This window comes from Parafrankia sp. Ea1.12, from assembly GCF_900465275.1.
In the GTDB taxonomy this organism is placed as follows: Bacteria; Actinomycetota; Actinomycetes; order Frankiales; family Frankiaceae; genus Parafrankia; species Parafrankia soli.
In genome coordinates this window covers 1-23,720 of the sequence record NZ_UBIZ01000399.1, presented here as the reverse complement: position 1 = coordinate 23,720, position 23,720 = coordinate 1, and the positions used below count along the sequence as shown (strand labels likewise).

Here is a 23,720-nt window from a genome sequence, read left to right as displayed (position 1 = left end):
TCGTCCCGACGTGCACACCGGCCGCACCCACCTGGGCCCGCCTACGGCAGATCGATCCCGATCAGGGAGCCCAGGCCGCGGGTGAGCGGCCAGATCAGCTGACCGATCACCGACGGGAACCCGGGGAACAGCACCGGCAGGATGATCACCGCGAGGAGGATCACCACCCCGACGTTGCCCTCGGCGAGCCGGTGGTTCGCCTTGCGCCAGCCCTCGGACTGCGGGCCGAGCAGGAACAGGATGCGCCCGCCGTCCGTCGGCGGCACCGGGACGAGGCTGAGGATGCACAACGACCCGAAGGTGATCGCCATCCACAGCAGCAGCTCCACCGAGAAGGTGCCGCCGACGATCTCGGCCGCGCGGTCCCCGGTGTCGATCACTGCGCGCTGCGTGAGCGCGCGTGCGCCGGCGAGCGACGCGAGCGCGAGCAGCGCGTAGGAGAGCGGGCCCGCGAGCAGGGCGGCGGCCACGTGGAAACGGCGCTTGCGCCAGACGTCGTTCATCCGGATCGGCTCCGCCCACCCGGCACCGCCGATGAGCACGCCGACCCAGCTGAACGGGCTGATCCGCTGGGTGCCCACCCCGGCGGTCAGCCGCCCGGAGCGCCTCGGGATCGGGTCACGGGCCAGCCGGGCCGCGAGGATCTGCGCACCGTCGTGGACGACGATGCCGATGACGAAGGCGAGCACGATCCCGAGCAGCGCCGCGGGCTCGGCGAGGTGAAACAGCACGGCTTGTCGTCCGTCCCCGATCCGTCGTCCTACCTCCAGGACCCGCCGACCGGGTCCCGCTGCCTACCGGCCCACCGGCTGGCCGACAGGTCAGCCGGGCGGGCCGGCCCGGGTCACCCGACCGCGGGCGGCGTCGCGTAGCGCGCCATCAGCTCCCGGGCCAGCCGACGGTATCCGGCCGCACCGACAGATGTCGGCGCGTAGGTCGTGATCGGCTCCCCGGCCACGGTGGTCTCCGGGAACCGTACCGTCCGGTTGATCACCGTGTGGAAGACCTCTTCGGGAAACCGCTCGACGACCCGGGCGAGCACCTCGCGAGCGTGCAGCGTACGAGCGTCGTACATGGTCGCCAGGATGCCCGCGAGCTCCAGGCGGGAGTTCAGCCGCTCGCGCACCTTGTCGATGGTCTGCAGGAGCAGCGCCACCCCGCGCAGCGCGAAGTACTCGCACTCCAGCGGAACCATGACGGCGTCGGCGGCCGTCAGGGCGTTGACCGTGAGCAGGCCCAGCGACGGCTGGCAGTCGATGAGGATGACGTCGTAGACGTCCATCACCGGGGCGAGGGTGCGGGCCAGGCTGTGCTCGCGGCCGACCTCGGTGACCAGCAGCACCTCGGCGGCCGACAGGTCGATGTTGCTCGGCAACAGGTCGAGGCCCTCGACCTGGGTCTCGACGATGGTGTCCTGGATGTCGGCGTCGCCGCCGAGCAGCAGATCGTGCACGGTGACCTCGAACTGCATCGGGTTGATGCCCAGGCCCACCGAGAGCGCACCCTGGGGGTCGAAGTCGACGAGCAGCACCCGCCGGCCGTACTCGGCGAGCGCGGCCCCCAGGTTGATCGTGCTCGTGGTCTTGCCCACGCCGCCCTTCTGGTTGCACATGGCGACGACCCAGGCGGGGCCGTGTGAGCTCAGTGCCGGCGGGACGGGGAACACCGGCATCGGACGCCCGGTCGGACCGGGCTTGCCGACACCCTCGTCGGGTTCCTCGCCCCCGACCTCAAGCCGGCCGTCCTCGGACAGGCGGGGCTCGCCGACCGTCACCTCACCGTAGTAGCGGCGGCCCGGCGGACCGGAGACCGCGGCGGAGTCGGAACGGACCACGGTGTACCTGCTCCTCACGACTGCTCGGGCAGTCCCTGCGTGAATACTTCTGGTTCGGGTGCCCCTGCTTCGGCTGTCTCAGCTTCGGGTGCGTCCGCATCAGCTGATACCGCATCAGCTGTTACAGCGTCGGCTGTTACTGCTTCCCGGCGGAGGTCTCCTCCTGTGACGAGCAGAAACGGACCGGTTGGAGCGTACCGACCCGGACCCGGTATCGGCGGTCTCGGGGGCCGCCAGTCGGCGTGTCGCGTTCCTCGCCTCATGTGTGACTCGAACTTCGGTGCCCACCCGGCGCGTTTCGCGGCGATATCTGCGGTACTTCATCTTGCGCTCCATGTACCCGAAGCGCACGTTGCCGCACACCGTCGCCTACGTCACCGCGTACCCGCCGCCTACGTCGCCGCCGCCGGACCGGACGCCGCGGGCGCAGAGCCGCTCCCCCGCCCGCCGGCTCCGGTTGCGCGACGACATTGCGGTGAGATGACGGTCGGGTGTTGGCTGACGTCCAGGTGAGTCGGTGATGACACGGCGATGGTGAAAGGGAGTGCCATGACGGATGGCCCGCAGGCAGTGACGGTGGAGGCGGTCGTCGCGGTCGAGAAGGGCGCGCCGGTGGCGCTGACACGGATCATCGTGCCGCCGCCGGGCCCCGGGGAGGCCCGGGTCCGGGTGCAGGCGTGCGGGGTGTGCCACACCGACCTGCACTACCGCGAGGGCGCGATCAACGACGACTACCCGTTCCTACTCGGCCACGAGGCGGCCGGGACGGTCGAGTCCGTCGGCGAGGGGGTCACCTCGGTCGCCCCGGGTGACTACGTGGTGCTGGCCTGGCGGGCGCCGTGCGGGACGTGCCGGTCGTGCCTGCGCGGGGCGCCCTGGTACTGCTTCGACTCCCGCAACGCCGTCAACCCGATGACGCTGCAGGACGGCACCCCGCTCTCCCCCGCGCTGGGCATCGGCGCCTTCACGCCGCTGACACTCGTGGCCGCCGGGCAGTGCGTCAAGGTCGACCCGGCCGTTCCGCCGCAGGCGGCGGGCCTGATCGGCTGTGGGGTCATGGCCGGCTTCGGCGCCGCGGTGAACACCGGACGGATAACCCGCGGCGAGACGGTCGCCGTCTTCGGCTGCGGCGGGGTCGGCGACGCGGCCATCGCCGGCGCGTCGGTCGCCGGCGCGCGCCGGATCATCGCCGTCGACGTGGACGACCGCAAGCTCGAGTGGGCCCGCGGGTTCGGCGCGACCCACGTCGTGAACTCCCGGAACGAGGACCCGGTGGAGGCCGTGCGGGCGCTGACCGACGGCAACGGGGCGGACGTCGTGATCGAGGCGGTCGGCCGCCCCGAGACCTACCGACAGGCCTTCTTCTCCCGCGACCTGGCCGGACGGCTGGTGCTCGTCGGCGTGCCCGACCCGTCGATGACCGTCGAGCTGCCGCTCATCGAGGTGTTCAGCCGCGGCGGCTCGCTGGCGTCGTCCTGGTACGGCGACTGCCTCCCGACCAGGGATTTCCCGATCATCATCGACCTGCATCGCGGTGGCCGGCTCGACCTGGCCGCGTTCGTCACCGAGACGGTCGGCATCGGGGACGTCGAGCGGGCCTTCGAGCGGATGCGGCGAGGTGACGTGCTGCGCAGCGTCGTCCTGATCTGAGCGCCCTCCCGTTCCGGTGAATCCGGACGGGTACAGCGGGCCGACGAAGTGCCTCAGGGGCAGGCCGGACGGGTACGGTCGTCCCGGGTCGGCCGGTGCACGAACCGGCGCGGAGAGGAGTTTCCTGTGGCGGTCAGCGGCGGTCAGCGGATCGATCGGGTGATCACCCGCGGTGACTTCACCCTCGACGGCCAGTCGTTCACCGTCGACAACAACGTGTGGCTCGTCGGTGACGAGCAGTCGGTGGTCGTCGTCGACGCGGCCCACGACCCGTCCGTCATCGAGGCCGCGGTGGACGGCCGGCGGGTGTCCCTGATCATCGCGACGCACGGCCACAACGACCACATCAACGCGGCTGCCGAGCTGGCCGACCGGGTGCGCGCCCCGATCGCGCTGCACCCGGCCGACGCGGTGCTGTGGCGGCAGGTCTACCCCGAGCGCGGGCCGGACGAGGCGCTGCGCGACGGCCAGGTGATCCCGATCCCGGGCGGTTCCCTGCGCGTGCTGCACACCCCCGGCCACTCCCCGGGCGGCGTCAGCCTGTTCGGGGAGATCAACGGCGACCCCGTGCTGTTCAGCGGGGACACCCTGTTCCGCGGCGGCCCGGGGGCGACCGGCCGGTCGTTCTCCGACTTCCCGACCATCCTGAGCTCCATCCGGGCGAAACTGCTCACCCTGCCCTCCGGGACGGTCGTGCACACCGGCCACGGCGACGACACGACCATCGGCGAGGAAGCCGTGGACTACGACGACTGGGTGCTCCGCGGCCACTGAGCTATTCCGGTGCGGCGATCACCGTGAAGCCGTCGGCGGCGCGTTCGAAACAACCCGCGTTTGAACGTGAAGGCGGCGCGCCTGTCGTGCGGTACGCGGTGTGCGGGACCGGCCGTTCCCGCGGGATTTCCCGCCGAGATCCGAGGCGGGATCAGAGCCGATCAGAGCCGGGATCAGATCAGCGTTCGTGCGCCGCATTCGCCGGGCTGATCGCCTTCGTATTCGCCTGGGCATCGGCGGTAACGAACCACCGGTCGAGGCGAAGGCGAAGTCCACGAAACCCGGACAGATCATGATGACCGGCGCGACCGGCCGGCAGAACACACCGGCAGAACCAGCGGATCGGCTGATCCGTGCACCCGGCCCGGTTCACCCGGTCGAGCTCGATCTGTCGGGTGAGGCGGGCCGGGTGGCGGAGCGGAAGGGTCAGCCGGCTCGGGCGGCTCGGGCGGCTCAGGCGGCTCGGTCCTCCCGGCGGAGCTGGCGCAGCTGCCGGCGCAGCCTGATCTGTGGGATCACGCCGATCAGAAGCCCGACCAACAGCCCCGCGGCGGCGGAGGCGGCCAGCGCGGCGGCCACCGACATCACCTGGGTCGACCCGAACAGCCAGATGCTCACCCGCTGGTCGTTCTTCACCACGAACACGATGACCGCGATGGCGATCAGCAGCACCAGCACGGTGATCGCGTAGGTCGAGTAGGCGACGCCCCGGCGGGCGGCCCGGCCGGCCCCGCGACCGGTGGGCCCGGTACCGGTGCCTGGCGCGCCGGGAACCGCTCCGGGCACCGCCGGCGGAACGGCACCGGACGCAGGCGGCGCCGGCGGGACCGCGCCGGCCGGCGGGTACGAGCCCGGGACGGAGGTCGGCGGGCCTCCGACCGGAACGCCCGCGGCCGGCCCGGAGGCCACCGGACGCGGCTGCTCACCCCCGCCACCTGGCTGCTGTGGTGCCGTCATCGCCCGCCCCCTACCCATCGGTACCTGTCGGGCCCGCGCGGTCGGGAGTCGCTCCCCCCCGCCGCCTCACCCCGTGCCCGAAGTCTAGGACGGCCAGTGCCATATGCTGAGCAGCGCGGACGAGTTGGCCGGACGGTCGCGTCGGTACCGGGGCGCGAGCCCGGGTGCCGCCGAGGAACGTCCGGGCTCCACAGGGCGGGGTGGTGGGTAACGCCCACCCGGGGTGACCCGCGGGACAGTGCCACAGAGAACAGACCGCCGGTGCCGCCATGGCGCCGGTAAGGGTGAAACGGTGCGGTAAGAGCGCACCAGCGCCCGGGGTGACCCGGGCGGCTAGGTAAACCCCACCCGGAGCAAGGCCAAGAGGCCCCGGCCGGTCACGGTCGCGGGCTGCGCAGGCGTCTGAGGGCTGCTCGCCCGAGCCTGCGGGTAGGCCGCTGGAGGCCGTCGGCAACGGCGGTCCTAGATAGATGACCGTCACCGGCAAGCCGCGAGGCGACCCGGAACAGAACCCGGCGTACAGGCCGACTCGTCCGCCCCATCACAGCTTGCGACCTGGTCGCACTGCGCGCGGTCCTGGCGCCGATCGTCTGGCGGGTCGTCACCCGACCCACGGCGCAGGAGCGGATCTGCTCCCGCGGCGCCGGCGTGGCCGGTGGCAGACGTCGGGCTGGCTCCCGCGGCCTGCGGTTCGGGCCGACGCCACCCCTGGCGCCAGCGATCGTGACGCCCCTGTCCTCAGGCCGGCCGACGCGGACCCCAGGCGGTCAGCCGGCGATGCCGTCGGCGCAGAGGCGGGGGCGGGTGACCTGGAACGCGGTCCCGGTGGGATTGATCTGGACGAAGGCATAGCAGTTGAGCGGCTGCGTGCTGTTGGTGGTCAGGTTGACGGGTTCGATCAGGCCGCCCGCGTCGTAGCCGGTGACCTTCCGCAGCGCGCCGATGAAGCCCTCGCGGGTGGGGCAGTCGCCGGCCAGGTCGAGCCCACGCAGGAACATGTCGCTGTAGACGTACGCATGCAGGGCGAACTGCTGGTCGGGCTCGACGGTTTCGGGTGCGTAGCGGGTCATCGCCGCGCGGTGGCGGTCGATGGCGGCGCCGCCGACCTCGAAAGGACGGGAGTACACCGGGAAGGAGACACCCGCGAGCTCCTGTCCCAGCACGGGTAGCACCGCGCTGTCGTAGCCGGTGAACGAGACGGTGGTGGCGAGTCGCAGGTTCGCCGCGCGGGCGGCCTGCACGACGTCGGCCATGTCCTCAGGGGTCGTGAAACCGATCAGCGCGTCGGCGCCGGCAGTGGCCAGCTCCCGAACCACCCTGGCAGGGCTGTCGCTGCCGCGGGCGTAGGAGATGGCATCGGTCGAGGTCAGCCCGATCGACTGGAACGCGGTCCTGTACCACGTGACGGCATCCACCGTGGACGCCGGAGTTCCCGTGGTCAGGATGCCGACCCTGCTGCCGCCGCCGTTGGCCCGGACGTAGCGGCCGACGGTCTCAGGGGAAGCCTCGTACATGTCGGAGAACAGGTTCGGGTATTCGGCCCAGGACTGCAGACCGAAGCCGACGACGGGAACCTTTTGCGCCGCGAGGCTTTCCAATGAGCTACCGAGAGCGGTGGTGACCGTCACGAGACCGAAGACCCCTTCGTCCCGGAGAAGTTCCTCGGTGACGGTGGCGCTCTGGGCGAGCGTGTTCGTATCGTCACGCCACTCGTAGACAACCTTGCGGCCGTGTATCCCGCCCTCAGCATTGACCAGGCCGATTCTGGCGTCCACTCCGGACCGGGCCGAGGCGATCGCGGTGCTTCCCATGCCCGACTCGGAGTACACCAGACCGAGCTTCACCTGGTCGGACGTCACCCCGGGGCTGGTGCAGGCGGCTCGTGGGCTCCCGGCGCTCGAACCCGGGGAGCAGCTCGTCAACCCGGTGGCAACGACCACAGCCGTGAGCCCCGACAGCGTCCTGACGCGACCTAAACCCACGCTTTCCTCCACGGAAGACAAACTGGGGATGACGTTCTACGGCGCGGCGAGCCACGCCGTCCATTCCTCAGAAATTGTACTCCGTCTAAATTATCGATCCAATTCAACCGGCAAGGAGGCATAGCCGGAACACGCAAAGGAAGGCTGTGAGTACAGAACGCAGGGTCAGGTAGTAAGGCGGGGCGGCCGCCAGGTCCGGAGACGTTCGTCGAGGTCGTCGAGGAGGGAGTGCCATCCGAGGTAGCCGCGGGCCTCGCCGACGAACCGCTCGGCGCGCCCGCCGATGACGATGCTCGGGCGGTGGCGGGAGATGTACAGCGCCTCGTCGACCAGCTCGACGGCGTGGTCGAGGTCCCGCCGCTTGGCCGCTGCGGTGGCCGCGGCGATCCGGGTCATCGAGCGGAGCCCGGTGGCGCCTACGGCGTCCAGGTGGTGGATCGCCGCGTCGGTGTAGACGCTCGCCGCGCCCGGCATACCGAGCTCGACGTACGCGGCCGCCGACAGCTCCGACAGCGTCAGCACGTGCAGCGTGTCGATCGAGAACCCGGGGCGGCCGAGCTGTTCGGCGCTCAGTGTTCCCGCGATGCTCCAGGCCCGGCCGACCGCCTCGTGCACCGCCCACCGGTCACCGAGAGTGCCGTGCGCTCGAGCCTCGATGGCGGCGGCGCGGGCCGCGGCCGGGCTCCCGCGGCCGACCAGGGCAGCTCCCGACGCCGCGAGCGCGACCGCGTCCGCCGGCCGGCCGGCCTTGCGCGCCAGCGACGACTGCCACAGCCGCACCCAGCACATCAGCTCCTCGTCGCGGGCCTCGGCCGCGTGCACGAATGCCTCCTCGAAGGCGAGGACGGCACCGGGCAGGTCGCCGAGGTCGTGCCGGGTGGCTGCCCAGAGGGCGACGAGCCGGCCGGCGGCCCGGTGCAGCCGCAGCCGCGTCGCCTGCGGAACGACGTCACGCTGCAGCAGCGAGCGGACGACGGGGAGGTGACGGCGCAGGTGGACGGCGGTCGCCCCGATCGGGGCCCGCTCGTAACCCGCGGTGAGCTGGGCGACCCTGTCGTCGAGGTGGTCGAGCACATCGCTGGACGGGCTCATGCCGCCGCCTCGCGGGACGAGGAGGTCCAGCGGGAACAGGACGCCGACCGCGATGAGTCGACGCCGCGAGGTGGCGTCCATCGATTGCGTCCTCCGCTGTTTCCTCCACCGGCTCCGCCGGATCCACCGAGTGGCACGGTGGCGGGCGTCTGATGTGTCCGAAGTGGCGTGATCCGGGACGGTGTCATCCGAGGTGGTGCTGTCCGAGGTGTGACGGTCCAAGGCCCCCGTGCTTGGCGCATGTCCCGAATCCTGCGAGCCCGGAGGCATTCCGTCACCCTCAGGTACCACGCAAGGACACAGATCGGCCTCGCGGCCGTACGCACACGTGTCCGACCGCTCCGTCTCTGCTGGTCCCGGCCCGGAACGTTCGGTCCCGGCAGGCCGTTCGGTCCCGGTCGTGGACGTTCGCGGGAACCGGATCGGCGCGGCGGACCAATACGTAATGTGAACAGACACCCACCCGGAAACCCGGCGGCGAATTCCGGCATCAGCGACGACCGAGCTGGTGAGGCATGACGGTGATCCCGACCGACGCCGACCTGCTCGTGCGGTCCTGCGTGAGCCCGAGGTCTTCGCCGACCTCTTCGAGCGCCACGGTGACCGGGTGCACCGGTACCTGGCCCGGCGGGCCGGGCCGGACCTCGCCGAGGACCTGGTCTCCGACACCTTCGTCGCCGCCTTCGAGCAGCGTTCCCGGTTCGACCCGGCGCGCGGGCCGGACGGCGCGCTGCCCTGGCTGCTGGGCATCGCGACCAGGATCTTGCAGGGCCACCGGCGGGCCGAGGCCCGGCGCTGGCGGGTGTTGGAGCGGGCACTGCCCGACCGGCCAGAGCCCGCGGCGGCGGACCGGGTCGCGGACCGCGTCGACGCGAACGCCACCGTCCAGTCCCTGGTCCGCGCGCTCGCCGAGCTCCCCGACGGCGAGCGGGACGCGCTGCTGCTCCTGGCCTGGGGAGACCTGCGGTACGAGGAGATCGCGACCGCCCTCGCCGTGCCCGTCGGCACCGTCCGGTCGCGCATCCACCGGGCCCGCAACCGGCTGCGCGCCACGCTGGCCGCCGATCCGCTGGCCGCCAGGTCGGCCCCGACCCGCTCCGACTTCCGTCCTTTTCTGGAGAGTGAGCCATCATGACCGACGACCTCGACCTGCTGACGCGGCTCGGCGCAGACGTGCCGCCGCTTTCGGCGGAAGGCCGGGCCCGGGTCCGCACGCGGCTGTTCGCCGCTGCGGCCGGGACCGCGAACGCGCCCACGCACGCTGAATCGAACGCGGTAATGGGAGCGGACGGCGCGCGTCCGTCGCGCCGGGACCTCCTGGAGCGGGTCGACGGCCCGGGAACGCCGCCGCGACGCCGGCGCCGGGTGCTGCGTCTCGGTGTGGTCGGGGCGGCCGCGGCCGCCGTGTCGCTGACCGCCGCGCTGGTGCTGCCGGGATCGGCATCCCCCGCCTACGCGCTGAGCGAGGAGCCGGACGGGACGGTGAAGGTCCAGATCAACGAGTTCCGCCAGGCCAAGCAGCTGGAGGCCGACCTGCGGGCGGCCGGGATCAACGCGGTCGTCGACTTCGTCCCGATCGGCCAGACCTGCCAGCAGCTGCGTGGCGGCGGTGCACCCCCGGCGGGCAGTGACGTCACGCCGCCGGCGGAGGGTGGCGTCTCGAACGGCGGCCAACCCCCGGATTCCGCGCCCGGCACGGTGGCCGAGGGCGCCGATCCGGCCGGGACCGGCGCCGCCGAGCGGGGAGCGGTCGGCGGCTACCCGAACGGATCCGGCGCGCGGGACCGGAACGGACAGGACCCGAGCGGGCAGACCCAGGCGGGGGCTCCGGCCGAAGCCGGAGAAGAGCCCGCCGTCCTGACCGTCGACGCCGGGCCGGAGGAGTCGACCGCGTTCGAGGTCACCCGGGGTGCGCTCAAGCCCGGCCAGTCACTGGTGATCGTCGGCAGCTACGACGAGGCGGACCCGAGCCGCCCGGGCACGATCTCCTCGGCCGTCGTCGAAGGCCAGGTCGCGCCGTGCACCCCGGTCCGCGCCGGCGGGGCGGGGGCGCAGCCCGGGCTCGGCACCGGGGTCGCTCCCAGCGGTGCCCCGGGTGGCGCACCCGGCGGCACCGAGCACTGAGCACCCGCGCCGCGGCCAGCCGGGCTGCGTACCGGGACCACCCTGGCGGGTCGACTCGCCAAGATGACCCGACGCGCCTACGAACCGGAACCGCCCGGCGGCCCTACTCGCCGGGAATGACCAGATGGGCGACGTGGTGGGTGTCGTTGAAGCCCCGCAGCACCGCGGGTCCGTCGGAGTACCAGTCGATGGTGGTGATCGACACCAGGTCCAGGTGCAGCCGGTAGAGCACGGTCGGCTCGGCGGCGAGCGCGAGCTGGGTGAGCCCCTTGATCGGGGTCACGTGCGAGACCACGAGGACGCGCCCGGCGGGATACCGGGCCATGATCCGGTCGCGGGCCGCCGCGACACGGGCGACCGTGCTCAGCAGGCTCTCCCCGCCCGGCGGCGGCACTGAGGGATCGGCGAGCCAGGCGTTCAGCTCGTCCGGGAAGCGCTCGCGGACCTCGGCGAACGTCATCCCCTCCCACGCGCCGAAGTCGGTCTCCCGCAGGTCCTCGTCGATCAGGTAGTCGCGGCCCAGCGCGTCCGCGGTCTGGCGGGCGCGCTTGAGCGGCGAGCTGATCACGGCGTCGAACGGCTCGCCGCGCAGCCGGTCCGCGGCGGCGGCGGCCTGCTCCAGCCCGAGGTCGGTGAGTGAGGCCTCCACGGTTCCGCTGAACCGCTTCTCCACCGACAGCGGCGTCTGGCCGTGGCGGAGCAGGACCATGGTGATCGGCGGAGCGGGCGGGGCCATCCAGCCGGAGAGCCGGTGCGTGGTGGGCGCCTGGTGCGGCAGCGGGTCCGGCGACTGCGGGACGGAGGGTTCCCAGGACCGGCCGGCGGCGGCGGCGTCCATCGCCTCGTTCGCCAGCCGGTCGGCGTCGCCGTTGCGGGCCCGGGGCACCCAGACGAACCGGACCCGCCCGAGCCCAGCGGCGATCTCGGCGGCCTGGGCCGCCAGCGGGCGCATCGACGGGTGCTTGATCTTCCAACGGCCGCTCATCTGCTCGACGACGAGCTTGGAGTCCATCCGGACCTCGATGTCGGCGCCCGGGTCGAGCTCCGCGGCGGCCCGCAGGCCGGCGAGCAGGCCCTCGTACTCGGCGACGTTGTTGGTGGCCGTGCCGATCGAGGCGGCCCGCTCGGCCAGCACCTGGCCGGTGCCGGCGTCCCGGACGAGGGCGCCGTACCCGGCGGGCCCGGGATTGCCGCGGGATCCTCCGTCGGCCTCGACGACCAGTCTGCGCCCAGCGCTCATGCCGCCACTCCCCTCTGCTCGTCCGGCTCCCGCGAGTCTGCTCGGCCGGCTCCCGCGAGGGGCTCGTCCACCCCTCGGAGGGGAGTCACCCCTCGGGGGGGATAGAAGACTTTACCGGCCGCTCGGCGATGTGGACAGCGGGCGGCCGGACGCGTGACGTCAGCGGGTGGTCACAGCCCGGACTCGGCCGTCCTGACCAGGATGCGTCGACACTCCTCGCACCGCACGACCTCGTCGGCCGGGGCGGCGGCCACGGCGCGCAGGTCCCCGCCGGAGAGCTCCAGGTGGCATCCCTGGCAACGGCGGCGGACCAGCACGGCGGCGCCCACCCCGGCGGAGGAGCTGCGAACCCGCTCGTACAGGACGACCAGCGGCTCGGGCAGGGCCGGCGCGAGGGCGTCGCGCTCGGCGCGGCGCTTCGCCGCCTCGGTGTCGATCTCGCCGAACTGCTCGTCACGTCGCTCCTCGGCGGCCCGGCGCTCGGCGGCGACCCGCTCCTGCTCGGCGACCAGGCCGGCCAGCCGGCTCTCCAGCGCGTCGACGGCCTCCATGCGCTCGAGGGCCTCGTCCTCGAGGACGCCCTGCCGGCGGGCCAGCGAGGCGAGCTCGGCCTGCAGGTTCTCCAGCTCGCGCGGGTTGGCGACCTGACCGGACTCGAGCCGGGCGCGGTCGCGGTCGGCGCGACCGCGGACGAGCTCGATCTCGTTCTCGAGCTTCTGCTGGGCACGGCCGATGTCGGCGATTTCCGTCCGTACCCGGACGATGTCCGAGTCGAGCCGGTCGAGGGCCTCGGAACGCTCGGCGATGGTGGCGAGCTCAGGCAGGCCGCGGCGGCGCACGGCGAGCCGGTCGAGCGCGGTGTCCAGCGCCTGGAGGTCGAGGAGGCGAAGCTGGGTTGCGGGATCGGCCTTCATGGACTCCTCGCCTAGAGCCTTTCTTCCCGGCGTGCGCCGGGCGCATGGGATGGGACTGGCAGGCCGGTGGCGGGCTCGCGCCACGTGGGCGCGGCGCTCACATGCAGCTGCCAGGGATCGGTGACGAGTGTGGACACCGAGGTACTCACCGTACGTCCCCGGGCCGCGAGGCCGGCGCGCAGCCGGTCGGCGGCGCCGGCGAGCCAGGGCCACTCGCTGGCCCAGTGCGCCACGTCGACGACGTCGAGCGGGTGGGCGCCGACCGCGTCGAGGGTGTGATGGTGCCGGCCGTCCGCGGTCACCAGGACGTCCGCCCCGGCCGCCGCGGCGGCGCCGACGAGCTCGCCGCCCGCTCCCCCGCACACGGCCACCCGGTGGACCCGCCGGTCCGCCGGACCGGTCGCCCGCACGCCGCCGGCGGTCGCCGGCAGGGCCCGCGCCACCCGCTCGCAGAAGGCGCCGAGCGGTTCGGGGGCCGGCAGGACGCCGACCCGGCCCAGGCCGCGGCACTCGGTGCCGGCGTCGGTCCGCCCGCGGGCCCGCGCGTCGGCGCGGGCCCCCGCGCCGGTCGATCCCGTTGCCAGCGGGTGGACCTCGCGCAGGCCGAGCGCGGCGGCGAGCGCGTCGCTGACGCCCGGGTCGGCCACGTCGGCGTTGGTGTGCGCGGTGAACAGCGCGACACCGGCCCGGACCAGGGTCGCCACCACGCGCCCGCCGACGGTCGTCTCGGCGACCGTGTGCGCGCCGCGCAGGAACAGGGGATGGTGCGTGACCAGCAGCTGGGAGCCACTCGCCGCCTCGGCGGCGACGGCGGGCGTCGGATCGACCGCGAACAGGACGTCGGTCACGGGGGCGTCCAGGTCACCGACCGAGAGGCCCACCGCGTCCCACGACTCCGCCCAGGCCGGCGGGAAGCATGCTTCGAGAACGGAGACGCAGTCACGGACCGTCGCACCAACGGAGGTCATCCCCGCGACCCTACTCGGATGGTCAGCAGACGGTCAGCCGGCCGGGTCGACCGGTGGCCATCGCGCTGGTTCCGGACCGGGTGCCGTCACTTCATCCCGGCATGACCCGTAACGTCACCCCTGGCGTAGGACGTCCGCACGGGGTTACCACGCCGTGGAGAAGGAGCTCGAGTAATGGCTGACGTGTCGGTACGGTTCCAGATCGCCGGGGATTCGGAGATCGTCCTGAACCTGGCGACCCCGCAGGCCGTACGGCTGGTGGAGGCGCTGATGGGCAAGGTCGCCGACGCCATGGCGGCGCCGGAGCGGCTCGCCGTCGGCACATCCTGGCAGCAGGGCCCCCCGGCGGCGCCGGCGCCGCCGGCGTTCAACCCCGGGCAGCGACTGCCCCAGTAGAGCGCCCCGCGCCCAGACGCCCTCGGCGGCACGCGGGCGTCCTCGGCGGGACACCCGACGGCCCCCGGCGGCACACATCCGGTTGCCTTCGGCGGCACACAGAGCTGACAACGGCGCGAGCGCGCGTGCTCGCGCCGCGGGTAGTCACTGCCATCACCAGGAATCCGACAACAACGTCGACGCAACGCGATACAACTCCGCAGAGCATTCTCTACGAAAGGACACCCGATTAGCTATGGCGGGGGACGTGCCGGCCGACGAGCGGATCCTCATCACGCTGGATGACCCCGGCCCCGAGGCCGACGCGCGGCGCGGCCTGATCGGTCTGTCGCGAAACGCCGCCGGTGGCGCCGAGGGTGAGCTCCCGGATGGTTCCGCCGGCGACGTCGGTGGCTCCGGCGGAACCGGTGACGCCGGCCCGTCCGAGATCTCCGGCCCGAGCGGCCCGGGTGACCCCGGTGCCCAGGACGTGACCGAGGACCCCCGCCACCGCGAGCGCGCCATCCACCGCTACGGCCGCGTCCGGGTGGTGGGCCGGCCGCTGGCGACCGCGGCCGTGGCCACCGCTCGCGGGGTCTCCGCCGGCACCACCCCGGTGGACGGGACCGTCGTGTCGACGCTGAGCCTGCCCGGCGGGCTGGACCGAACCGAGGCGCTCGGGGTCGAGGCGTTCCGCCTGCGCGCGGGGGACGACTACCGCCGGCGCAAGCGCTCGCGGCCGCGCGACGCCGCGCCCTGGGACATGAACCGGCCGTGCACCGACATCGCCCCGCCGCGCGGCTCGGCGGGCCCAGGCGCCACCCCGCTCGCACCCACCGTGCGCTCGCTGCTCAACGGGCTCGGATCGGACGCCTCGGGACCGGAGGCGACCGGGTCGCCCTCGGGCGCGGCCGGGACGGGCACGGCCGGAGCGCCGTCCGCCGGAGCGCTCAGCAGTTACCTGGAGGGCTCCGTCGCGGTCGGGCTCATCCTCGTCGAGGGGCCGACGCCGGCCCTGCAGCTCTCCGCCGCGGAACGCACGAAGATCGTGGCCGAGGTGCAGAACGGCCTGTCCTGGTACGCGACGCAGAACCCGGCGGCCGAGCTGACGTTCAGCTACGACATCCAGATCGTCCGGCTGCCCACCCCCGCCAACCCGTCCGCGAACGACCTCGAGGCCCTCTGGCGCGACCCCACGATGAGCCGGCTCGGCTACGCGGCGAACTTCGACGGTGTCTACGACTACGTCGAGGCGCTGCGCGCCCGGCTGCGCACCCGGTGGGCCTACTGCGCGTTCGTCACGAAGTACCCGCTCGGACACTTCGCCTACGCGTCGATCGGCGGCCCGCGGATGGTGCTCGCCGCCGACGCCGACGGCTGGGGCCCGGACAACATCGACCGCGTGTTCGCGCACGAGACCGGCCACATCTTCGGGGCGCCGGACGAGTACGGCGGCGCCGGCTGCGACTGCGGCGGGAGCTGGGGTCGGTACGGGGTGCCCAACGGCAACTGCGACTCCTGCGCGCCGGCGCCGGTCGACTGCCTGATGCGCGCCAACACGTTCGCCCTGTGCCGGTACACGCCCGCGCACCTCGGCTGGGGCCACGGCGTGAGCGGCAACCCGGTGCTCCTCCAGGCGAAGGGCCTGGGCGTGCGGGGCAACTTCGACGTCGTCGCGCCGTCGGCCTACGCCGGCCTCACCCACGTCTGGCGGGACAACGACGCCGCCGGCGCACCGTGGCGGGACCCATGGCAGACCGCGCAGGCCCTCGGCCGCGTCGACGCGGTGACGATGGTGCAGAGCACCCTGGCGAACCCGGGCCCGCTGGAGGTGGCCGTCCGCGTGGGCTCGCGGCTGTTCTTCCTGTGGCGGGACAGCACCGGGGCGTTCCAGTGGCGCGCGCCCGTCCAGCTCGCCCAGGGCGTCGGCGGCGTCCCGTCGCTGGTGCAGAGCCGGCTGGGCGGCAGGGGCAACTTCGAGCTGCTGGCCCCGGCCGCCGATGTCGGCATCATGCACATGTGGCGCAACCACGACGTCTACGGCTACCCGTGGAGCGCGCCGAAGCTGTTCGCGGCCGACCTGGGACGGGTCGACGCGGTCAGCCTGATCCACGGGACGCTGGGCGGCGGGGCCGGGATGCTGGAGGCCGTCGCCCTGGTCGGCACCCGACTGGTGCACCTGACGCGCGACCAGGCAGCCGTCTGGCGCACCGGCGGGATCTTCGCCGAGGGGGTGTCCGGCAACCCCGCGCTGATTCAGAGCGTGTTCCCGGGGGCGCGCAACTTCGAGGTCGTGGTGCCGTCCGCCGGAACCGGGCTGATCCACTTCTTCCGCGACAACAACCGCGCCGACCCGGTGTGGAGCGGCCCCCGCCCGTTCGCGGCGGAACTCGGGCATGTGGACGCCGTCTCGATGATCCAGAGCAACTACGACGGGAACCTCGAGGTGCTGGCCCGGGTCGCGAACCGGCTGTACCTGCTGTACCGCTCGGGCGCCGCGGCCGTGTGGTCGGCGCCGCGCCGCGTCTTCTGACCCACCGGCGGGGCGGGCCGTCCGACTCCGGTCAGCGGGGCGGCTCGCCCGGGGCGGCGGGATCGTCCCACCGCCGGCCCTCCCCCGGGCGGGTCGGCTTGCTCCGGCCGCGGGCGAGCCAGCCGTCGACGAACAGCCCCTCCTCGGGGGCGAGCGTCTCGCGCAGCGCCGGCGGGACGTCCGCCTCGAGCACGGCGACGACCCCGGCGAGCTCACCGGTCGCACCGATCCGGTCCGCGGGCAGCACGACGAGCGCGAGCCGCGGTGGCAGCCGGGACGTCACCTGACCCCAGCCGGCGACCAGGTCGAGCACGGCCCGGGCCGCCTCGGGATCGGGCCCCAGCACGAGGAGCAGCTCGCGCTCGGTCCCCCACGTACCGTCGCGGTTCTGATCAGGCACCCGCGTCCTCCGTCCTGCGGGCTCGCGCCCGCGCAACCGCTCCCCCGCCGTGATCGCCACCACCCCCGTCATGACAGCCGCCACCACCAACGCGGATGGACGCGGCGGCCGGTACAGGACAGGCTGGGAGCATACGGGCCCGCGCAACGGGTCGGTGACGCTCCGGCGAAGGGGGTGAGGGAGACGGATGGGTGAGCGCCTGCCACTGTTTCCACTCGGCACCGTCCTACTTCCAGGTCTGCTGATGCCGCTGGAGATCTTCGAGGAACGCTACCGCGTACTGATCCGCGAGCTGCTCGAGATCCCCGACACCGAGACCCGCCAGTTCGGGGTCGTCGCCATCCGCCGAGGCCGGGAGGTCGGCCCGGCCGTCCCCATGATCCACGAGGTCGGCTGCGCGGCGCTGCTGCGCCGCGTCGAGGCGCACCCGGACGGGCGCTTCTCCATCGTGACCGTCGGCGGCCCGCGCTTCCGCGTGCGCTCCGTCGACGAGGGTGACCGCCCCTACCTCGTCGGGGACGTCGACTTCATGACGGACCCGGTCGGTGACGAGGCCGACGCGACCACCAACACCGCGGTGGTGGCCCGGCTGCTGCGCGAGTACACCGAGCGGCTCGCCGCGAGCGGCACCGTCGAGATCAAGCTGCCCGACCTGCCGACGGACCCGACCGCGCTGTCCTACCTGGTGGCTGCCGCCGTGGTTACCGACATCACCGAGCGGCAGGGGCTGCTGGCCGCGCCCGACGCCGCGACCAGGCTCCGGGCCGAGCGGGCGCTGCTGCGCCGCGAGCTGGGCCTGCTGGAACGGATCACCACCGTGGGCTCGAACGAGCTGAGTCGCATCAAGCCGAGCTCCAACTGACCACGCACGCTCGCTGAAGGCGCACGGTCACTGAAGGCGCACGGTCAGCGCCGCCGCCGGGGCCATCCGGGCGCGGTGCCGCCCGCCCACAGCGCCACCGACAGCACGAGCAGCGCGACACCAGGCAGGACGAGGTAGAGCCCGGTGGCCCGCACCTGGAAGTCGACCAGGTCGCGCAGCAGCGGGGTGGCGTTGGGCGGCAGCGCGTCCAGCACCTGGCCCGAGCGGCGCAGGTGCCCGACCCAGCCGGCGAGCAGCGAGCCGCCGATCCCGCCGGCGGCGAGGCCGATCGGCACCGGCCAGCCCGCGTCCGCCGCGCGCAGGTAGGCGACCAGCCCGCCCACGAGCCCCGCGACCGCACAGATCATGGCGAAGTAGGCGTCGATCGTACTCTGCACCCCGAACACCGACATCGCGCCGGAGAGCACCGCCTGGACGTCGAGCCGGGGTGCGCTGACCGACCAGAGCAGGCCCAGCAGCGGGCCGACCAGCAGCATCGCGAGTGCGCACACGAGCCCGGCGAGCAGCCCCACCCGGCCGGTGATCGGCTCCGCCACCGCCGGCTCCGCGGGCGGCTCCACCGCCGGGTACGCGGCCGGCTCCACCACCGGATACGCGGCCGGCTCCCCGGCTTCGGTCATACCGCGGGGTTCGGCGATGCCGCCGGTCTCGGGCTCCGCCTCGGGACGGGAGCACGCCCGCGCGCCCCGGCTGTCGCCCGGCCACTCTGCCACGACCCGTCCGTCTCCTCGCCTGCCGTACCGGTCCACCGACCCGGATCCCCGGGGGGTGAGTCGACCGCCGTCGGCACCGAGCCCGGGGGTCGACCGTACCCGCCTTCTCCACGGCCGCGCCGCGCCACCGAAGCGGCCGCGATGCCCGGATGCCCGCTCAGGACCGGCCGGCGTGCCGCAGCGACCGCACGGCGACGACGAGCGTCACCGCCGCGACCGCCGCGCAGACCGCGAGATCGACCGTCACATGCGCCCAGTCCACCGCCGGGGCGAAGCCCTCGGCGAGCGCGTCCACCGCGTAGCTGCTGGGCAGCAGATCACGGGCCAGCCGGCCGATGCCGGGCAGCCGGTCGGCGGGGATCACACCGAGGAAGAGCACCACGCTCATGCCGAGCTGCCCGGCGACCGTGGCCAGCTCCGGCTTCGGCGCCAGCAGGCCGATCGCCGCGCCTATCCCGGCCAGGCTGGCCCCGGCGAGCACCGTCACCGGGATCAGCAGCCACAGGCCGCCCATCGGCAGCCCGTAAAGGAGCGAGCCGACCACCACGGTGACGACCGTGCCCGGCACCGCGAACGTCGCGTACGACGCGGCCGTGCCGAGCACCACCGCGGCGCCGGGGATGGGCAGCGTCAGGTAGTAGTCGAGCGCCCCGGCCGCACGCAGGGCCCCGAACCGCTGCGCGAGCAGGTTGAGCGCCACGAAGGCCACGACGAGCACCGTCGAGCCGGCCACGACGGAGGCCGCCGCGGAGTCGTCGCCGACGTCGACGATGCCCCGCAGCAGGATCATGATCCCCAGGGACTGGAACGCGGCGACGAACAGCAGCGGCACCCGGGCCACCCGGGCACGGGCCAGCTGGCCCCGGTAGACGGCCGACACCGCCGCCGGGAAGGCGGTCGGCGGGGGCAGCGGCACGGGCGCCTCCTCGGCGGCGGCCCCGGCCGCGGCCCCGCCGGATCCGGCGGCTGCCCGGCCCTTCCTGCCGGCCTTCCTCCTGCCCGTCTTCCCGCCCGCACGACCGGGTGAGCGGTCCTCAGACGGCACGGCGGCCACCCCGACACCCGTCGCGGGCGGCAGACCGGCCGGACCCGCGGGGGTGGCGGGGTGAGGAGTCGTCAGGGTCATGTCCGCTCCAGATCACGGCAGGTTCCGCCGAGAGTGAGATACACGTCCTCCAACGACGGAGTCGCGAGACTGAAGTCGTCCAGGGCGGCGAACGCCGGCCCCGTGGTGAGGCGACCGAGGGCGTCCCTGGCCTCGGCATGGGCCAGCCGGGTCGTCCATCGGCGGCCGGTCACCCGCGCCGTGGCGGCGAGTCGGGCCACGGTCGGGTCGTCGACCGGCGGGTCGTGCCGCCAGACCAGGTCCAGCCGGACGTCGTCGGAGACCGACGCCTTGAGCCGGCCCGGCGAGTCGCAGGCGATCACCCGGCCCGCGTCGAGCACGGCCACCCGGTCCAGCACGGTCTCGGCCTCCAGCACGTTGTGTGTGATCAGCACGACCGTGGTGCCGCGCGCGGAGCGGCGGCGCTCCAGCGCCGTCCACACCGAACGGCGGGCCACCGGGTCGAGGCCGGTCGTCGGCTCGTCGAGCACGAGCACCGGGCGCTCGCCGACCAGGGTGGCCGCGACGCAGGCAAGTCGGCGCTGGCCGCCCGAGAGGCGGCCGAGCGGGCGGTTCACCACCTCGCCCAGGGCGAGCTCCTCGATCACCTCGTCGCGCTCCCGGCGGGCACCCGCCCGGGACAGGCCACGCAGCCGCGCGGTCGTCTCCACCGCGACGCCCACCGGCAGCTCGGCCAGCGCGAGATCGTCCTGGCCCAGGTAGGCCGCCATCCGGGCGGCGGTTCCGGGACGGCTGACGACGTCGTGCCCGAACATCGTGATCGAGCCGGTGTCGGGGCGGAGCAGGCCCATGAGCTGGCGGACGAGGGTGGTCTTGCCGGCGCCGTTCGGACCGAGCACGCCGAAGACCTCGGCCGGACGGACGTCGAGGTCGATCCGGTCGTTCGCGAGGACGGCGCACTCCCCGGCGCCGTGCCGCCGGGTGAGGCCACGCACGGCGTAGCTCAGCACGGCTGCCATTCTCGCAGCCGACACGCCGAGCGGAGGCCGCGGGCCGATGCCGCCGACGTCACACCGGCGACACCTACCACCCGCGTGACAGCGGTGTCACACACCCAGAGCACCCGTCCCACCGCCTCGTGCCATGCCATCGGACCGGACGGGATCAGACCGCGCTGCTCATCCAGACGACGATGTCGAGGATGCGCAACGGGGTCACCGCCGGGCCGCCCGGCGGCACGAGACCGGTGAGCCGGCGGAACTCGTCGGCGTTCTCCCGCAGGTCGTACTGCATGGCGCGGACGAGCAGCTGCATGTACTCCCGCCACGACCGGCCGTCGCGCGGCGACGGGGGGACACAGTCCTCGTGCTGGTAGAAGATCCGCACCTTCGAGTCGAACAGGGGCACCAGCGCCGGGCGCTTGCGGTGCAGCACCTTGGCGATCAGCGAGCCCTTGACGTCCCGGTCCGCGACGTCGGGGTCGTCCAGCGGGTCGTAGAGGGCCGCGACCAGGTCGAGGGTCACCTCGTCCGCCTCGATCAACTCGATCCCCGGGGGGAGCCGGTCCAGCGCCCGCTGCAGCAGCGGGGTCAGCGCGGTCAGCGTGTGCATCCGGTCGAGGTCCACGTTCACACCGAGCAGACAGGGCGACAGCAGGTCACCCGTGCACAGCAGGTCCGGGTCGCCGTTGGTGACGAGCCCGTCGTAGTAGGGGTACGCGTACCGCAGTCCCCGTTTGCGTGGTCCCAGGTACTCCTCGAGCAGGCTTTCCGCGTCGAAGACCTCCCGGGTGCCCCTGGCCAACCTCACCCGAGTGCCCCCTTCGTCATCAGGCGGGCCGTCCGTCGCACGGCCGCCGGTCAGGTCCCCGCCGCCCGGCCGTACCGGTGGACGTCCCATGGACCTGGTGCAATCCTGCCCTGTCCCGGTGGGGCGGTGGAAGACGACCCTCCTGACGGCCGCCGTGCCGGGCCGATCGCGGCGGTCGGCGGCTCCCCACGCGCGGCGTGGCGGGGGCCCCGCCGCCCGGCCGTGCCCGCCCCCAACGTGCCGGGTGGGCACCTCGGGGGGTGGGAGCACCCGTGGCCCACGGCACCCGGGACCGCGGGCGCCCGCTCAGCGCGGGTCGGGCTGCAGCGGGAGGAAGCGCACGGTCTCCGGGGAGATGCCGGGCGGGGCCGGGTCGACGACCCGCACCCCCTCGATGTGTCCGAGGTCGACCAGCCGGGCCGCCGGCGCCCGCACGACCGCGCCGAACAGGCAGCCGCACCGCGCGCGCAGCGCCGTGGCCTCCTGCCGCGCGTGCTCGGCCTCGGCGGGGTCCGTGGCGCTGTGCGCGCGGGTGTCGGCGGCGTCGGCCTCGCTGTCGAAGGCGGCGGTGAGGTCCGCGACCGGGTCGCGGACGGTGGCGGCCATCACCGCCCCGTCCGGCGGGACGCCGAAGAACACCTCGAGCGTGCGGTAGGCGGTGAAGATCTGCAGCATCTCGTCCGGCGTGCGGTAGCCGGCCAGGCTGACGACGGCGTAGAGGTCGGCGTCCGGGGCCGCCCGGGTCAGGCCGTCCAGCTTCGCCGCGGCCTCGGCGGCGTACGTGGCGGGCGACTCACCCACGGCCGGGCCGACGGTGACCGTGGGCTCGACGGGCCCGGCCGGAGCGTTGCCGGGGCCGGGGCCGGGGCCGGGGCCGGGTGCATGGCTGCCAGAGGGATCGGCGCCGCGCAGCATCGTGGTCACGGCACCGACGACGATCAGCACGACCAGCCCGAGCACGAGCAGCCGGCCGATGGCCTCGAGGGCGCGCCCGGTGATGACGCTGGCCCGGCCCGGTGGCGGGGGGCCGTCGCCGTCGACGTACGGGCCCCCGCGTGCCGCCCACGCGCGGCGCAGGCGCGCCCGAGGGCGGTCGCGTGCGCCGGCGAGACGGCCGGCGACCGACTCCAGCACCCGGCCGACCGGCGGCAGGGCGGCGTCGTCGACCCGGTCGAGCAGTCGGATCACGGAGCGTCCCAACCCGCCCGGCGGGGAGCCGTCGCCGGGCACGTCACCCGCGGGCTCAGCGGGCCCCGCGGACGGCGCGGGCCCGGCGGATTCTGTGGACCCGGTGGATGCTGTGGGATCGGCGGGATCGGCGGCTGAGGGATCAGCGGCAGCACCGTCGTCCGGAGGAGAGCCGCCCAGGGGGTCCTCGTCCAGGATGCCCTCTCGCAGGGGGTCCTCTCTCGAGGGACCGTCGACCGAGAGAGTGCCCCCCGAGGGACCGTCGGCGGCGGGCGGGGCGCCGGAAGGCGGGGCGCCGGCAGAGGGGCCGCTGGCCGGCGGCAGACCGGAGGCGGTCACCGCCGCGGCGTCGTCCGCGGGTTCAACGGGCGTGGGTTTCTCGGGCGTGGGTTTCTCGGGCGCGCGGACCGCCTCGGGGCCTTCGCTCGAGGACTGTGCGGAAGGCGGGCCGGGGTCCGCCGGCACCGGCGTCCTCACGTCTGGTCGCGCAGCCGCTTCACCGCCTCGGCCAGGTCGTCGGGATCGGGGCTGATGAACTCGACCCAGGTGCCGTCCGCCGGGTGGGCGAAGGCGAGCCGGGCGGCGTGCAGCCACTGCCTGGTCAGCCCGAGGCGCTGGGCCAGCGTCGGATCCGCCCCGTAGGAGAGGTCGCCCACGCAGGGATGCCGCAGCGCCGCCATGTGCACCCGGATCTGGTGGGTGCGGCCCGTCTCCAGCCGCACCGACAGCAGCGAGGCGGCGCGGAACGCCTCCTCGGTGTCGTAGTGGGTCACGCTGGGCTTGCCGTCCGCGACGACGGCGAACAGGCCGGGCCGGCGGGGATGACGGTCGATGGGGGCGTCGACCGTCCCGCGCAGCGGGTCCGGGTGCCCCTGGACGACCGCCCGGTACTCCTTCTCCACCTCGCGTTCCCGGAAGGCCCGCTTGAGAAGGGTGTAGGCGCGTTCACTCTTCGCGACAGCCATCGCCCCGGTCGTGCCGACGTCCAGGCGGTGCACCACGCCCTGGCGCTCGGCCGAGCCCGAGGTGGAGACCCGGTAGCCGGCGGCGGCGAGCGCGCCGATGACCGTCGGGCCGGTGAACCCCGGGGCCGGATGGGCCGCCACGCCGACCGGCTTGTCGACGACCACGATGTCGTCGTCGTCGTGCAGGATGCGCAGGCCCGCGACCGGGGTGGGCTCCACCGTGAGCGGACGGGGCGGGGCGGGGAGGGCTACG

Annotated in this window: 22 protein-coding genes and 1 other RNA gene; 8 read left to right on the top strand and 15 right to left on the bottom strand. The window is 73.9% G+C overall.

Annotated elements, in window-relative coordinates:
- Positions 1-41: 41 nt before the first annotated feature.
- Positions 42-731: a M50 family metallopeptidase gene (locus FMEAI12_RS23085; protein ID WP_112107812.1), complete on the bottom strand. Its 690-nt coding sequence runs from the start codon at positions 729-731 to the stop codon at positions 42-44.
- 113 nt (positions 732-844) lie between these two features.
- Positions 845-1,834, bottom strand: a complete 990-nt coding sequence (locus FMEAI12_RS23080) for a ParA family protein (RefSeq protein WP_112107811.1) — start codon at positions 1,832-1,834, stop codon at positions 845-847.
- A gap of 549 nt (positions 1,835-2,383) precedes the next feature.
- On the opposite strand from FMEAI12_RS23080, the gene FMEAI12_RS23075 reads away from it, so the two are divergent.
- Both FMEAI12_RS23075 and FMEAI12_RS23070 read left to right on the top strand, forming a co-directional pair.
- On the top strand, positions 2,384-3,484 hold the full coding sequence (locus FMEAI12_RS23075; protein WP_112107810.1) for an S-(hydroxymethyl)mycothiol dehydrogenase: 1,101 nt from the start codon (positions 2,384-2,386) through the stop codon (positions 3,482-3,484).
- A 126-nt stretch (positions 3,485-3,610) separates the two neighbouring features.
- Positions 3,611-4,258: an MBL fold metallo-hydrolase gene (locus tag FMEAI12_RS23070; RefSeq protein ID WP_112107809.1), complete on the top strand. Its 648-nt coding sequence runs from the start codon at positions 3,611-3,613 to the stop codon at positions 4,256-4,258.
- Positions 4,259-4,711: 453 nt separating this feature from the next.
- On the opposite strand, the gene FMEAI12_RS23065 is transcribed toward FMEAI12_RS23070, so the two are convergent.
- Complete coding sequence (locus tag FMEAI12_RS23065; protein ID WP_071063760.1) at positions 4,712-5,215, bottom strand: lipopolysaccharide assembly protein LapA domain-containing protein; 504 nt, start codon at positions 5,213-5,215, stop codon at positions 4,712-4,714.
- A gap of 120 nt (positions 5,216-5,335) precedes the next feature.
- Here FMEAI12_RS23065 and rnpB point away from each other — a divergent pair.
- Positions 5,336-5,751: RNase P RNA component class A (gene rnpB, locus FMEAI12_RS23060), an RNA gene on the top strand.
- A 231-nt stretch (positions 5,752-5,982) separates the two neighbouring features.
- On the opposite strand, the gene FMEAI12_RS23055 is transcribed toward rnpB, so the two are convergent.
- On the bottom strand, positions 5,983-7,197 hold the full coding sequence (locus FMEAI12_RS23055; protein WP_235014343.1) for an ABC transporter substrate-binding protein: 1,215 nt from the start codon (positions 7,195-7,197) through the stop codon (positions 5,983-5,985).
- Positions 7,198-7,362: 165 nt separating this feature from the next.
- Positions 7,363-8,370, bottom strand: a complete 1,008-nt coding sequence (locus FMEAI12_RS23050; protein ID WP_235014342.1) for a hypothetical protein — start codon at positions 8,368-8,370, stop codon at positions 7,363-7,365.
- Positions 8,371-8,797: 427 nt separating this feature from the next.
- On the opposite strand from FMEAI12_RS23050, the gene FMEAI12_RS23045 reads away from it, so the two are divergent.
- Positions 8,798-9,424, top strand: a complete 627-nt coding sequence (locus tag FMEAI12_RS23045; RefSeq protein ID WP_200835390.1) for an RNA polymerase sigma factor — start codon at positions 8,798-8,800, stop codon at positions 9,422-9,424.
- Positions 9,421-10,413, top strand: a complete 993-nt coding sequence (locus tag FMEAI12_RS23040; RefSeq protein ID WP_112107805.1) for a hypothetical protein — start codon at positions 9,421-9,423, stop codon at positions 10,411-10,413. Before FMEAI12_RS23045 ends, FMEAI12_RS23040 begins: the two co-directional genes overlap by 4 nt.
- Before the next feature lie 103 nt (positions 10,414-10,516).
- On the opposite strand, the gene FMEAI12_RS23035 is transcribed toward FMEAI12_RS23040, so the two are convergent.
- From FMEAI12_RS23035 to FMEAI12_RS23025, 3 genes are all read right to left on the bottom strand, one after another.
- On the bottom strand, positions 10,517-11,653 hold the full coding sequence (locus FMEAI12_RS23035; RefSeq protein WP_112107804.1) for a bifunctional RNase H/acid phosphatase: 1,137 nt from the start codon (positions 11,651-11,653) through the stop codon (positions 10,517-10,519).
- 170 nt (positions 11,654-11,823) lie between these two features.
- Positions 11,824-12,567, bottom strand: a complete 744-nt coding sequence (locus FMEAI12_RS23030; protein WP_112107803.1) for a zinc ribbon domain-containing protein — start codon at positions 12,565-12,567, stop codon at positions 11,824-11,826.
- A gap of 11 nt (positions 12,568-12,578) precedes the next feature.
- Positions 12,579-13,535 carry a Nif3-like dinuclear metal center hexameric protein gene (locus FMEAI12_RS23025; RefSeq protein WP_112107802.1) on the bottom strand — a complete coding sequence of 319 codons (957 nt, stop codon included), beginning with the start codon at positions 13,533-13,535 and terminating at the stop codon, positions 12,579-12,581.
- A gap of 174 nt (positions 13,536-13,709) precedes the next feature.
- Here FMEAI12_RS23025 and FMEAI12_RS23020 point away from each other — a divergent pair, with 174 nt between their 5' ends.
- Both FMEAI12_RS23020 and FMEAI12_RS23015 read left to right on the top strand, forming a co-directional pair.
- A complete protein-coding gene (locus FMEAI12_RS23020) occupies positions 13,710-13,931 on the top strand; it encodes a hypothetical protein (RefSeq protein WP_020462551.1) in 222 nt (73 codons plus the stop codon).
- 235 nt (positions 13,932-14,166) lie between these two features.
- On the top strand, positions 14,167-16,443 hold the full coding sequence (locus FMEAI12_RS23015; protein WP_112107801.1) for a hypothetical protein: 2,277 nt from the start codon (positions 14,167-14,169) through the stop codon (positions 16,441-16,443).
- Between the two features lie 31 nt (positions 16,444-16,474).
- Here the strand turns inward: FMEAI12_RS23015 and FMEAI12_RS23010 are convergent, their stop codons facing one another.
- The gene (locus tag FMEAI12_RS23010) at positions 16,475-16,843 is read right to left on the bottom strand and encodes a hypothetical protein (RefSeq protein ID WP_020462553.1); all 369 of its coding nucleotides are present in this window, start codon (positions 16,841-16,843) and stop codon (positions 16,475-16,477) included.
- A gap of 187 nt (positions 16,844-17,030) precedes the next feature.
- On the opposite strand from FMEAI12_RS23010, the gene FMEAI12_RS23005 reads away from it, so the two are divergent.
- Entirely contained in the window at positions 17,031-17,705 is a 675-nt protein-coding gene (locus tag FMEAI12_RS23005) for an LON peptidase substrate-binding domain-containing protein (RefSeq protein ID WP_071063780.1), read from the top strand.
- 44 nt (positions 17,706-17,749) lie between these two features.
- On the opposite strand, the gene FMEAI12_RS23000 is transcribed toward FMEAI12_RS23005, so the two are convergent.
- The 6 genes from FMEAI12_RS23000 to FMEAI12_RS22975 all read right to left on the bottom strand — a co-directional run.
- Positions 17,750-18,439, bottom strand: coding sequence for a hypothetical protein (locus FMEAI12_RS23000; RefSeq protein ID WP_200835389.1), 690 nt, complete (start codon positions 18,437-18,439; stop codon positions 17,750-17,752).
- Positions 18,440-18,596: 157 nt separating this feature from the next.
- Positions 18,597-19,565 carry an ABC transporter permease gene (locus tag FMEAI12_RS22995; RefSeq protein WP_112107800.1) on the bottom strand — a complete coding sequence of 323 codons (969 nt, stop codon included), beginning with the start codon at positions 19,563-19,565 and terminating at the stop codon, positions 18,597-18,599.
- Complete coding sequence (locus FMEAI12_RS22990; protein WP_020462557.1) at positions 19,562-20,524, bottom strand: ABC transporter ATP-binding protein; 963 nt, start codon at positions 20,522-20,524, stop codon at positions 19,562-19,564. The genes FMEAI12_RS22995 and FMEAI12_RS22990 overlap by 4 nt, the downstream gene beginning before the upstream one ends.
- Positions 20,525-20,669: 145 nt before the next feature.
- Positions 20,670-21,314: a DUF6308 family protein gene (locus FMEAI12_RS22985; protein WP_020462558.1), complete on the bottom strand. Its 645-nt coding sequence runs from the start codon at positions 21,312-21,314 to the stop codon at positions 20,670-20,672.
- Between the two features lie 306 nt (positions 21,315-21,620).
- Entirely contained in the window at positions 21,621-22,502 is an 882-nt protein-coding gene (locus FMEAI12_RS22980) for a hypothetical protein (protein WP_235014340.1), read from the bottom strand.
- 473 nt (positions 22,503-22,975) lie between these two features.
- Positions 22,976-23,720, bottom strand: a 745-nt coding sequence (locus FMEAI12_RS22975; protein WP_112107826.1) for an RluA family pseudouridine synthase, incomplete at its 5' end; no start/stop codon positions are given.